This is a genomic window from Streptomyces sp. NPDC002573, from assembly GCF_042889625.1.
Taxonomy (GTDB): Bacteria; Actinomycetota; Actinomycetes; order Streptomycetales; family Streptomycetaceae; genus Streptomyces; species Streptomyces gibsoniae.
On record NZ_JBIARC010000002.1, the window covers coordinates 220,635 to 232,401 of the forward strand.

An 11,767-nucleotide genomic window follows, 5' to 3' on the forward strand; every position below is an offset into this window, starting at 1 on the left:
CCAGGGTGCTGGCCTGCGCGGATGTGCGTCAACTTCCCGATGACGCCGGGGCGGTGGGGACGCTGACGTCGAAGTGCCGTGCGTGCGGCGCGGCTTTCATCAGTGCGGTCAGCGTGACCGCCTTCGCTCGGCCCTTGTCCCCGCTGCCCCACAGCACGGTCCGACCGTCGCCCAACTCCAGTGAGATGGAGTCGTAGGTACGGACCTTGACGGCCCGGGTGCCACGGGCGACGGCGGCCGGGACAGCCTGGGCCACCCGGACCGCCTCGCGCACCAGCCTGTCCGTGCCGAAGCGCTGGGGGCCGGACGACGGGGGCGGCGCGAGTTCCAGCGCGGGGATCCCCTTCGGGGCCTGCGCGACCGTCGCGAACCGCACGCCCTCCCGGTCCACTTCGACATACTTCGCACCGTCCCGGATGAGCAGGACCGGGGTGCGCTCGGTCACGTTCAGTGCGATTCCGTGGGGCCAGGAACGGACGGCGTCCACGGTGTCGATCCGGGGCAGCCTCCGGCGCAGACGCGCCTCGATCGCACCGGTGTCGAGGGAGACCAGCGGCGTGCCGAGCCGTACGCCGGCCGCGTCGCGCACCTGCGCCGAGGTCAGCTCACGGGTGCCGGAGACGGAGACCCGCTGCACGCGCAGCCACGAGGAGCCGTACAGCAGCCAGATGGAGCCGCCGCTCACCAACACCAGCGAAATCAATAGGACGATGAGCATACGAAGGCGACGAAGCCGCCCAAGACGGGGCGGCAAGGGCGGGCCGGACTCCCGTTGCTGCCGCCTGTCACGCTCGGCGGTCGTCGGTCCGGCCACGCGCCCTCCGTTTCCTGGCCCGGTTCTGCCCCGGCCGTCGGCCGGGGAGACCCCCCCACCGGGGCGCTCAGGCGCCCCTTCGGCTCGCTCGCCCCACCCGTGCTCCGGGTCAGCCGGCGGCCCGTGCCGAGGCGATCGCCTCGTACACCATGCCGACAAGCAGCTCATCGGCGTCCCGGCGGCCGAACTCGCTGGCGGCGCGGGACATCTGGTACAGCCGGTGCGGGTCGGCGAGCACGGGCAGTACGTTCTGCTGGACCCAGTCGGGCGTCAGCTCCGCGTCGTCGACCAGCAGTCCGCCACCGGCCTTGACCACCGGCTGGGCGTTCAGCCGCTGTTCGCCGTTGCCGATCGGCAGCGGGACGTAGGCGGCCGGGAGCCCGACGGCGGACAACTCGGCGACGGTCATCGCGCCCGCGCGGCAGAGCATCATGTCGGCCGCGGCGTACGCGAGGTCCATCCGGTCCACATAGGGTACCGGGATGTAGGGGGGCATCCCCGGCATCTGGTGCACCTGCGGCAGTTCGTTCTTCGGGCCGACCGCGTGCAGGATCTGGATACCGGACTGCTGAAGGTACGGGGCGACCTGCTGAACCACCTCGTTGAGCCGGCGCGCGCCCTGCGAACCGCCTGAGACCAGCAGGGTCGGCAGGTTCGGGTCGAGCCCGAAGGCGGCGCGGGCCTCCGGACGCACGGCGGCGCGGTCCAGGGTGGCGATGGAGCGGCGGAGCGGGATGCCGATGTAGCGGGCGCCGCGCAGCTTGCTGTCCGGCGTGGAGACGGCGACCTGGGCCGCGTAGCGCGAGCCGATCTTGTTGGCCAGGCCGGGCCGCGCGTTGGCCTCGTGGATCACGATCGGCACGCCGAGCCGCTTGGCTGCCAGGTAGCCGGGCAGCGCCACATAGCCGCCGAAGCCGACGACGACGTCCGCCTTGGTGCGCTCCAGGATCTGCTCGGCCGCCTTGATCGTGCCGCGCAGCCGCCCGGGGACGGTGATCAGCTCGGGGGTCGGCTTGCGCGGCAGGGGGACCGCGGGGATCAACGCGAGTTCATAGCCCCGCTCGGGAACGAGCCGGGTCTCCAGACCGCGCTCCGTGCCCAGGGCCGTGACCCCCACCGTCGGGTCCTGCCTGCGCAGGGCGTCCGCGAGGGCGAGCGCGGGCTCGATGTGGCCGGCGGTCCCCCCACCGGCGAGTACGACATGCACCGAAATTCACCGCTCTCCGGACGAGCGCGCCGCCGAGGCACGCCGTCGCATCGTGTTCCATCTCCGAGGCCCCCGGTCAGACCTTGAGCCTCCCGCCCGCTTTCTACCAAAGCGAGGTTGCCGCAGCGCAAGCGCCGCCCGTGCACCGGGTTCGTCGCGCGCGAAGGCGATCAGCAGCCCGATGGCGAACATGGTCGGCAGCAGAGCGGATCCTCCGTAGGAGAACAGCGGGAGCGGGACGCCGGCGATCGGCAGCAGACCGAGCACCGCACCGATGTTGATCACCGCCTGCGCGGTGATCCAGGTCGTCACGCCTCCCGCGGCATACCTCACGAAGGGGTCCTCCGTGCGTCCGGCCACGCGGATACCCGCATAGCCTAGAGCCGCGAAGAGGGCGACCACCGACAGTGTGCCCGCGAGGCCCAGTTCCTCACCGGTGACGGCGAAGATGAAGTCGGTGTGCGCTTCGGGTAGTTGGCCCCATTTTTCCACACTGGCACCCAGGCCGGAACCGAAGATTCCGCCGGACGCAAGCGCATAGATGCCGTGCACGCCCTGCCAGCAGATGTCGTTCGGTCCGGGGTCGGTGGCGCCGATGCAGGCGAGCCGGTTCAGGCGGTGCGGGCTGGTCTCGATGGCGATGGCGGCGAGCACCACGGCGACGCCCAGCACCCCGGCGAACAGCCGGGTGGGCGCTCCGGCCAGCCACAGCAGCCCGAACAGGATCGCGGTCAGGATGATCGTCGTACCCATGTCCCCGCCCAGCATGATCAGCCCGAGCAGCATGAAGGTCACGGGGACCAGCGGCACCAGCATGTGCTTCCACTGGGTGAGCAGCCGTTTGTCCTGTTTCCGGGCGATCAGATCAGCTCCCCACAGCACCAGGGCGAGCTTGCCGAACTCACTGGGCTGGATCTGGAAGGAGCCGCCGAGCGAGATCCAGTTCTGGTTGCCGTTGACCGCCACTCCTATCCCCGGCACCTGCACCAGGACCAGCAGGAAGACGGCTCCCGCGAGGATCGGATAGGCCAGCGCGCGGTGCAGCTTCACCGGCATCCGCGACGCGAGGAGCATCAGCAGGGCGCCGATGGAGGCCGCGAGGAACTGCTTGCGGAAGAAGTACGACCCGGGCAGCGACATCTGCAACGCGGTGATCTGCGAGGCCGAGTAGACCATCACCAGACCCAGCACGGTGATCAGCAGACTGCCACCAAGGATCAGGTAGTAGGCGGTGAGCGGCCGGTCCCAGGCGCGACGCGCCCGCGTGACGAACCGGGTGAGCGGGTTCTCGCGCGGGGCGCGGGCGGTGGAGGGCCGCTTGGGGGCGCGCTGGGCGGGCGGACGGCTGGTACGACTGCTTGGCATCGATGCTCACTTCCCTGCCGTGGAAGCGCGTCCCGCACACGGTCCCGTGCCACCGGCGGAAAGCCGCGGGCGACGCCCCGGGCGCATCCGAGTCACGCGTCCCTCCAAGGGTCCCGAAGCACCCGCCGTGGCCGAGCCCCGGCGTCAGGCGCCGGTGGCGCCGAGTTCGCGAACCGCCTCTGCGAAGGCGTCGCCGCGCTTGTTGTAGTTGGCGAACATGTCCATGGAGGCACAGGCCGGTGCCAGCAACACCGTGTCGCCGGGGCCGGCCAGCCGCCGCGCCTCCCGGACAGCCGCACGCATCGCCCCAGTGTCGGTCTGTTCGAGGTCGGCGACGGGTACTTCCGGCGCGTGTCGCGCGAGGGCTTCACGGATCAGCGCGCGGTCCGCGCCGATGAGCACGACACCCCTGAGCCGCTTCGCCGCACCCGTGACCAGTTCGTCGAAGGTGGCGCCCTTGGCGAGCCCGCCCGCGATCCACACGATCGACTCGTACGCCGCCAACGAGGCTTCCGCGGCATGCGTGTTGGTTGCCTTGGAGTCGTCGATGTACGCGACCCCGTCCACGTCGGCCACATGCGCGATGCGGTGCGCGTCCGGGGTGAAGGACCGCAGTCCGTCCCGTACGGCGTGGGCCGGCACCCCGAAGGCGCGCGCGAGGGCCGCCGCGGCAAGGGCGTTGGCGATGTTGTGCGGGGCCGGCGGGTTCACGTCGGAGACCTCGGCGAGCTCCTGGGCGTTCTTGTGCCGGTCCTCGACGAAGGCGCGGTCGACCAGGATGCCGTCCACGACGCCGAGTTGGGACGGACCGGGCGTGCCCAGCGTGAAGCCGATCGCCCGGCAGCCCTCCTCGACGTCCGCCTCGCGCACCAGGTCCTCGGTCGCCTTGTCGGCGACGTTGTAGACACAGGCGATCCGATTGCCCTCGTAGATACGGCCCTTGTCGGCGGCGTACGCCTCCATCGAGCCGTGCCAGTCGAGGTGGTCCGGCGCCAGGTTGAGCACCGCGGCGGAGTGGGCGCGCAGCGAGGGCGCCCAGTGCAGCTGGTAGCTCGACAACTCCACGGCGAGGACGTCGTACTGCTCCTCGCCGAGGACGGCGTCCAGCAGCGAGACCCCGATGTTGCCGACGGCGGCCGTGCGCAGGCCCGCGGCCTTGAGGATCGAGGCGAGCATCTGCACGGTCGTGGTCTTGCCGTTGGTGCCCGTGACCGCCAGCCACGGGGCGGCGTCCGGGCCGCGCAACTGCCAGGCCAGCTCCACGTCGCCCCAGACCGGGACGCCCGCCTCGGCCGCCGCGACGAACAGCGGCTTGTCGGGCTTCCAGCCCGGTGCGGTGACGATCAGCTCGGTGCCTTCCGGCAGGGTCGCTCCGTCGCCCAGGCGCACGGTGATGCCGAGCGCCCGCAGCTCCTCGGCCTGCGTCCGCGCCCGCTCGTCGTCGCCGTCGTTGACGACGGTCACGAGAGCGCCCAGCCCGTGCAGGACCTTGGCCGCCGGGACGCCGGAGACGCCGAGCCCTGCGACGGTGACGTGCTTACCCTGCCAGTCGGTCACTTTTCCGCTGCCCATCCCGCGTAGAAGATGCCGAGTCCCACGATGACGCAGATTCCCTGAATGATCCAGAAACGCACCACGACAAGGACTTCGGACCAGCCCTTGAGTTCGAAGTGGTGCTGGAGCGGCGCCATCCGGAAGACCCGCTTACCGGTCAGCCGGAACGAGCCGACCTGGATGACCACCGACATGGTGATCAGGACGAACAGACCGCCGAGCAGCGCGAGCAGCAGCTCGGTGCGGGAGCAGATCGCGAGACCGGCGAGCGCGCCGCCCAGGGCCAGCGATCCGGTGTCGCCCATGAAGATCTTGGCGGGCGAGGTGTTCCACCACAGGAAGCCGAGGCAGGCGCCCATCAGCGCGGAGGAGACCACCGCCAGGTCGAGCGGATCTCGTACCTCGTAGCAGGCGGCCGGGTTGGTCAGGGTCTGCGCGTTGGCGCAGGACTCCTGGAACTGCCAGACGCCGATGAACGTGTAGGCGCCGAAGACGAGCACGGAGGCGCCGGTGGCCAGGCCGTCGAGACCGTCGGTGAGGTTCACGCCGTTCGACATGGCGAGGATCATGAAGATCGCCCAGACCACGAAGAGCACCGGGCCGATGGTCCAGCCGAAGTCCTGCACGAAGGACAGCTTGGTGGAGGCCGGGGTGTTGCCGCGGGCGTCGGCGAACTGCAGGGCCAGCACCGCGAAGGCGATACCGACGATCAGCTGGCCGGCCATCTTCGCCTTGGCCCGCAGACCCAGCGAGCGCCGCTTGACGATCTTGATGTAGTCGTCGAGGAAGCCGACGAGGCCCATGCCGCCCATCAGCCCGAGCACCAGCAGACCGGAGAAGGTCGGCGGCTTGCCCGTGATCACCTTGGACAGGAAGTACGCGGCGATCGTCGCCAGGATGAACGCGATGCCACCCATGGTCGGCGTACCGCGCTTGCTGGCGTGCTCGCGCGGTCCGTCGTCACGGATGTACTGACCGTAGCCCTTGCGGGCGAGCAGCTTGATCAGCAGCGGGGTGCCGATCAGGGTGAGGAACAGACCAATGACTCCTGCGAACAGGATCTGCTTCATCATCGGGCGGCAACCTCACCCTCGGCACCGGTCTCGAGCAGCGCCTGCGCCACGCTCTCGAGCCCGACAGACCGGGACGCCTTCACGAGTACGACGTCTCCCGGGCGCAACTCGCTGCGCAACAGGTCGACCGCCGCCTGTGCGTCGGACACGTGCACCGACTCCTCACCCCACGAACCCTCGTTGTATGCGCCCAGTTGCAGCCAGGACGCTTCCCTGCCCCCGACCGCGACGAGCTTGCTGACGTTGAGCCGGACGGCGAGCCGTCCGACCGCGTCGTGCTCGGCGAGCGCCTCGTCCCCGAGCTCGGCCATCTTGCCGAGCACCGCCCAGGTCCGCCGTCCCGTGCCCATGGCTGCCAGGGCGCGCAGGGCGGCCCGCATGGACTCAGGATTCGCGTTGTAGGCGTCGTTGACGATCGTCACGCCGTCCGGGCGCTCGGTGACCTCCATACGCCAGCGGGAGAGGGAGCCCGCCTCGGAGAGCGCGGTGGCGATCTCTTGCGCAGACATGCCCAGCTCATGGGCGACGGCGGCCGCGGCGAGCGCGTTCGACACGTGGTGCTCACCGTACAGGCGCATGGTCACATCGCTGCACCCGGAGGGTGTGTGAAGGCTGAAGGCCGGCTGTCCACTGTCCGTGAGTCGCACATTCTCGGCGCGTACGTCCGCTTCGCCGGACTCTCCGAAAAGCGTCACCTTCGCCTTCGTACGGGACGCCATGGCGCGTACGAGCGGATCGTCGGCGTTGAGGACGGCGACGCCGCCCTCGTCCTCGGAGGGCAGGCTCTCGACCAGTTCGCCCTTGGCCTGGGCGATCTGCTCCCGGCCGCCGAACTCGCCGATGTGGGCGGTGCCCACGTTGAGCACCAGGCCGATCCTCGGCGGGGTCAGGTCGGTGAGGTAGCGGATGTGGCCGATTCCGCGGGCGCCCATCTCCAGGACGAGGAACCTGGTCTCCTCGGTGGCGCTGAGCGCGGTCAGCGGCAGCCCGATCTCGTTGTTGAGCGAGCCGGGCGTCCACACGGTCGGCGCCTTGTGCTGGAGCACCTGGGCGATGAGGTCCTTGGTGCTGGTCTTGCCCGCGGAGCCGGTCAGCGCCACCAGGGTCGCCCCGAGCCGCTGGACGACATGGCGGGCGAGGGCGCCGAGGGCGGCCTGGACGTCGTCCACGACGATCGCGGGCACGCCGACCGGGCGGGACGCCAGCACGGCGACGGCTCCCGCCCGGACGACCGCGTCCGCGAAGTCGTGCCCGTCCACGCGTTCGCCGGCGAAGGCGACGAAGAGGGCGCCGGGCTCCACCTCGCGGGAGTCCCGGACAACGGGTCCGGTGACCTGGACGGACGGATCCGGTATGTCATGCGTCTGCCCGCCGACGACTTCTGCGATCTCGGCGAGGGAGAGGGCGATCACAAGTTCATCCCTGGGTCTTCTGGATAGCTTCGCGAAGCACCTGGCGGTCGTCGAACGGACGGACCACCCCGGCGATGTCCTGGCCCTGCTCATGGCCCTTGCCCGCGACCAGCACGGTGTCCCCGGGCCGCGCGCGGGCCACGGCGGCGGCGATGGCGGCGGCCCGGTCCTCGAAGACCTGCACCTCACCGCGTTCGTGTGCGGGTACGGACGCCGCTCCCTGGAGCATGGTGGCGAGGATCGCCAGGGGATCCTCGGAGCGGGGGTTGTCGGAGGTCAGTACCGCCGTGTCAGCGAGCCGGGCGGCGGCGGCCCCCATCGGGGCGCGCTTGGTGGTGTCCCGGTCGCCGCCGCAGCCGAGCACCACGTGCAGCCTGCCCTCGGTGACCTTGCGCAGAGCGCGCAGCACGGACTCCACGGCGTCGGTCTTGTGGGCGTAGTCCACGACCGCGAGATAGGGCTGCCCGGCGTCCACACGCTCCAGGCGCCCCGGGACGCCCGGCACGGCGGCGACGCCGTCGGCAGCGGTCTGCGGGTCCAGACCGGCCGCGGCGAGGGCGACGATCGCGGCGAGGGTGTTCGCCACGTTGAAGGGACCGGCCAGCGGCGACCGCGCCGCGATCCGCTGCCCCTCGGGGCCGACCGCGGTGAACAGGGCGTCCATGGGGCCGATCGCCACGTCCTCGGCGCGCCAGTCGGCGTCCGGGTGGCCCTCGGCCGAGAAGGTGACGACCGGGACGCCGGCCTCCTTCGCCAGCCGGCGGCCGTACTCGTCGTCGAGGTTCACCACACCACGCCGGCTGCGCCGCGGGGTGAACAACTGCGCCTTGGCCCGGTAGTAGTCCTCCATGTCGGAGTGGAACTCCATGTGTTCCGGGCTGAGGTTGGTGAAGACGGCGATGTCGAAGACACAGCCGTCGACGCGGCCGAGGACCAGCGCGTGGCTGGAGACCTCCATGGCGACCGCCTCGACCCCGCGCTCGCGCATGACCGCGAACAGGGCCTGCAGATCGGTGGCCTCGGGCGTGGTGCGCTCGGACTTGATGCGCTCGTCGCCGATGCGCATCTCGACGGTGCCGATCAGTCCGGTGGAGCGGGCCGTTCGCAGACCCCCCTCGACGAGGTACGCGGTCGTGGTCTTGCCGGAGGTGCCGGTGATGCCGATCTGGAGCAGATCGCGGCCCGGGTGGCCGTAGATCGTGGCCGCCAGCTCGCCCATCCGGGCGCGCGGGTCGTCGGCCACCAGGACCGGCAGCCCGGTGGCGGCGGCACGCTCGGCGCCCGTCGGGTCGGTCAGCACGGCCACCGCGCCGAGGCTCGCGGCCTGGGTGACGAAGTCGGCGCCGTGCAGACGCGCCCCGGGCAGGGCGGCGTACACGTCACCGGGGCGGACGGCACGTGAGTCATGGGTGATCCCCGTGACCTCGACGGCGCCGGCCGGGGGCTCCGGGGCGGTGGCACCCAGCTGATCGGCCAGTTCCGCGAGGGGTACGGCGGAGACGTGAACCGGTCGCGGCGGTCCCGGGTATGTCACGGTAACGGCCTTCTGGGTGGTTTGGGACTGATCAGCGTGTGGCACGGCGGTGAGCGTACCGGGCGTACCCCCGCCGGAGCTAAAAAGGAGCCCGCGCTCAGCGCGGTCCGGCGAGGACGGGGGCGACGGCGGGGTGTGGTTCCCGGGGTCGGGAGTGATCGTTGTCACGAGCTGGTTCCTGGTCGGTCTCTTCCGTGGAGCTGTTCACGGGGTGAACGTGACGGGGAGGTTCGCGGCCTCGGCCCCGGTGGGCGGGACCTGGAGGGTCTTCAGGGAGAACTCCATGACCTGCTTGAAGATGGGGCCGCAGATCTGGCCGCCGAAGTAGCTGCCCTTCGTGGCGTTCTGGATGGCGCAGTAGACGGTGACGCGGGGGTTGTCCGCGGGCGCGAAACCGGCGAAGGAAGACGTGTATCCGCGGTATTTGCCGGTGGCCGGATCCACGCGGTTGGCCGTACCCGTCTTGCCCGCGACCCGGTACCCGGGGATGCGCGCCTTGATGCCCGTGCCCTGCTCGTCGTCCACGACGGACTCCAGCATCTGGGCGAGGGTCTTCGCCGTCTTCGCGCTGACGACCCTGTTCTCCTCGGGTTTCGGGGCCGGTGTGAAGCGGCCGTCCGGACCCTTGGTGCCGCGCACCAGGGTGGGTTCGACGCGGACGCCGCCATTGGCGATGGTCGAGTAGACCGACGCGGCCTGCACCGCGTTGATCGACACGCCCTGGCCGAAAGGAATCGTGTACTGCTGGGAAGTCGACCACTTGCCGGGCGGCGCCAGGATGCCGTTGGTCTCGCCCGGGAAGCCGAGTCCGGTGGGCTCCCCGATGCCGAACTTGCGCAGATACGAGTAGAGGACCTGGTTGGCCGCCTCCTGGGTCTTGCCGAGCTGGCCGGCCGCCAGGATGGTGCCGATGTTGCTGGACTTGGCCAGCACGCCGTTGAGCGTGAGGTACCAGGTCGCGTGGTCGACGTCGTCCGCGAACAGCCGGTCGCCGCGGTGCAGCCGGTTGGGCACCGTGACATGGGTCATGGGCGTGGCGGCGTTCTCCTGGAGCACGGCGGCCATCGTCATGACCTTGGCGGTGGAGCCGGGTTCGTAGGCGTCCTGGAGGGCCGCGTTGCCGAGCGCCGCCGAACTGGCCTTGGAGAGGTCGTTGGGGTCGAAGCCGGGCGAGTTCGCCATGGCCAGGATCTGGCCGGTGCGGGTGTCCTGCACCACCACATAGCCGCGGTCCGCCTTGGACTTCCGTACCTGTTCGGTGATGGCGTTCTGGGCGGCCCACTGGATGTCGCGGTCGATGGTGAGTTCCACGTCGGTGCCGGCCACGGCGGGCGTCTCGGCCGAGCCCGCGGTCGGCACCAGCCGGCCGCCGGACTGGGCGTAGCGGATCTTGCCGTCCTTGCCGGCCAGTTCCTTGTTCAGCTGCTGCTCGACGCCGCCCCCGCCCCTGCCCTCGGCGTTGACCCAGCCCAGTATCCCGGCGGCGAGGTCGCCGTTCGGATAGACGCGCTTGCTGGTGGGCGTGGCGAGGACGCCGGCGAGGACGTTGACCGTGTTGCGGTCGGTCCCGGCCTTGACCGAGAGCGTGTTCTTCAGGTCCTTGATCTGGTTCCACACCTGGGGGGTCCGGCGGTGGGCCAGCAGGACGTAGCGGGTGTGCGGGGTCTTCAGCTTCGCGGTGACCTCGGCGGTGTCCTGGCCGATGATCGGGGCGAGGAGCGCGGCGGCCTGCTCGGGGGCGTCCGGGGTCTTGGTGGCGTCAGGGGTGAACAGCGTGGGGTCGGCGATGATGTCGTACGCGTCCACGCTGGTCGCCAGCTCGACCCCGCCGCGGTCGGTGATCTCGCCGCGTACGGCGGCCAGGGTGCGCCCCACATACCGGTTCTGGTCGGCCTTGGCGGCGTACGCGCTCGCGTCCACGGCCTGCACCTGGAGCAGTCGTACGACGAAGGCGAGCATCACCAGGGTCAGGGCGAGCCCGACCAGGCGCAGCCGGGGGCGGGGGCTGCCGAGCCGGATGCCGCGGGGGGCGCGGGAGGCGGGGCCACGGGCCGGGGCCGGGCGGCGCGCGGAGCGGGCGCCCGCGGCGGGGCGGCGCCGGGCGTCGGGGCGCACGGGCCGGGCGGGGCCGGGCACGCGACGGCGCGGCGGTTCCCTGTCGGACACTTCCGTCACCTGCCGGGGGTCGGGGAGGGGTGTGCGGGCGGGGTGGAGGGCGCGGCCGCGGAGCCGGCCGGGGACGAGGAGGCCGGGGACGGCTTCGCCGGGATGTTCGGTGAGGGTGTGGCCGGGGTGCCCGGGGACGACGGCGCCGCGGGGTCCGGATAGGGGCTGAGCACCTCGGGCGGGCGGGGCGCGGCGGTGTTCACCGCGGGCTGCCCCGCGGCGGCCGAGGGAGCGCCCCTGACGGTGCCGTCGGGGTTGAGGAACGCGGGGTCGCCGCCGGGGACCATGCCGAGTTCCCTGGCGCGGCGCTGGAGGGCGTCCGGGGCCGCGTAGGCGTCCACGTCCCGCTGGAGGGCCTGCTCCTCGTCGGTGAGGTTCTTGGTCTGCCGTTGCAGGTCGTCGAGCCTGAACGCGCCCTCGCTGAGCGCGGAGTTCAGCACCAGGAGCCCGATGAGCCCGCCGCCGAGCAGCAGGACGACGAGCAGCACGAAGGGGGTGCGGGCGGCGGCGCCGCCACCGCCGGTGGGGATGAGACGGGCGAGCCGGGCGGCCCGACCCCTGAGTTCGGGTTTTCCGCTCACGCGGCCTCCCGCCGTGCGGCGGCGGCCGTATGCCTCCGTGTGCGGTGCCGGCAGGCGCGGG

9 protein-coding genes are annotated in these 11,767 nt (G+C 71.4%); all 9 read right to left on the reverse strand.

Annotated elements, in window-relative coordinates; all coding sequences use genetic code 11:
- Positions 1–28 precede the first annotated feature (28 nt).
- Positions 29–814 carry a cell division protein FtsQ/DivIB gene (locus tag ACFYX0_RS03140; RefSeq protein ID WP_388965701.1) on the reverse strand — a complete coding sequence of 262 codons (786 nt, stop codon included), beginning with the start codon at positions 812–814 and terminating at the stop codon, positions 29–31.
- Between the two features lie 109 nt (positions 815–923).
- Positions 924–2,021, reverse strand: a complete 1,098-nt coding sequence (gene murG, locus ACFYX0_RS03145) for an undecaprenyldiphospho-muramoylpentapeptide beta-N-acetylglucosaminyltransferase (protein WP_355903941.1) — start codon at positions 2,019–2,021, stop codon at positions 924–926.
- A gap of 6 nt (positions 2,022–2,027) precedes the next feature.
- Positions 2,028–3,386: a putative lipid II flippase FtsW gene (gene ftsW / locus ACFYX0_RS03150; RefSeq protein WP_388965704.1), complete on the reverse strand. Its 1,359-nt coding sequence runs from the start codon at positions 3,384–3,386 to the stop codon at positions 2,028–2,030.
- A 144-nt stretch (positions 3,387–3,530) separates the two neighbouring features.
- Positions 3,531–4,958, reverse strand: a complete 1,428-nt coding sequence (murD, locus tag ACFYX0_RS03155; RefSeq protein ID WP_388965707.1) for a UDP-N-acetylmuramoyl-L-alanine--D-glutamate ligase — start codon at positions 4,956–4,958, stop codon at positions 3,531–3,533.
- The gene (gene mraY, locus ACFYX0_RS03160) at positions 4,940–6,013 is read right to left on the reverse strand and encodes a phospho-N-acetylmuramoyl-pentapeptide-transferase (protein WP_311690864.1); all 1,074 of its coding nucleotides are present in this window, start codon (positions 6,011–6,013) and stop codon (positions 4,940–4,942) included. Before mraY ends, murD begins: the two co-directional genes overlap by 19 nt.
- Complete coding sequence (gene murF, locus ACFYX0_RS03165; RefSeq protein ID WP_388965710.1) at positions 6,010–7,425, reverse strand: UDP-N-acetylmuramoyl-tripeptide--D-alanyl-D-alanine ligase; 1,416 nt, start codon at positions 7,423–7,425, stop codon at positions 6,010–6,012. Before murF ends, mraY begins: the two co-directional genes overlap by 4 nt.
- Positions 7,426–7,429: 4 nt before the next feature.
- A complete protein-coding gene (locus ACFYX0_RS03170) occupies positions 7,430–8,959 on the reverse strand; it encodes a UDP-N-acetylmuramoyl-L-alanyl-D-glutamate--2,6-diaminopimelate ligase (protein ID WP_388965713.1) in 1,530 nt (509 codons plus the stop codon).
- A gap of 204 nt (positions 8,960–9,163) precedes the next feature.
- The gene (locus tag ACFYX0_RS03175) at positions 9,164–11,125 is read right to left on the reverse strand and encodes a peptidoglycan D,D-transpeptidase FtsI family protein (RefSeq protein WP_388965716.1); all 1,962 of its coding nucleotides are present in this window, start codon (positions 11,123–11,125) and stop codon (positions 9,164–9,166) included.
- A 5-nt stretch (positions 11,126–11,130) separates the two neighbouring features.
- On the reverse strand, positions 11,131–11,706 hold the full coding sequence (locus ACFYX0_RS03180; RefSeq protein WP_388965719.1) for a hypothetical protein: 576 nt from the start codon (positions 11,704–11,706) through the stop codon (positions 11,131–11,133).
- Positions 11,707–11,767: the final 61 nt, after the last annotated feature.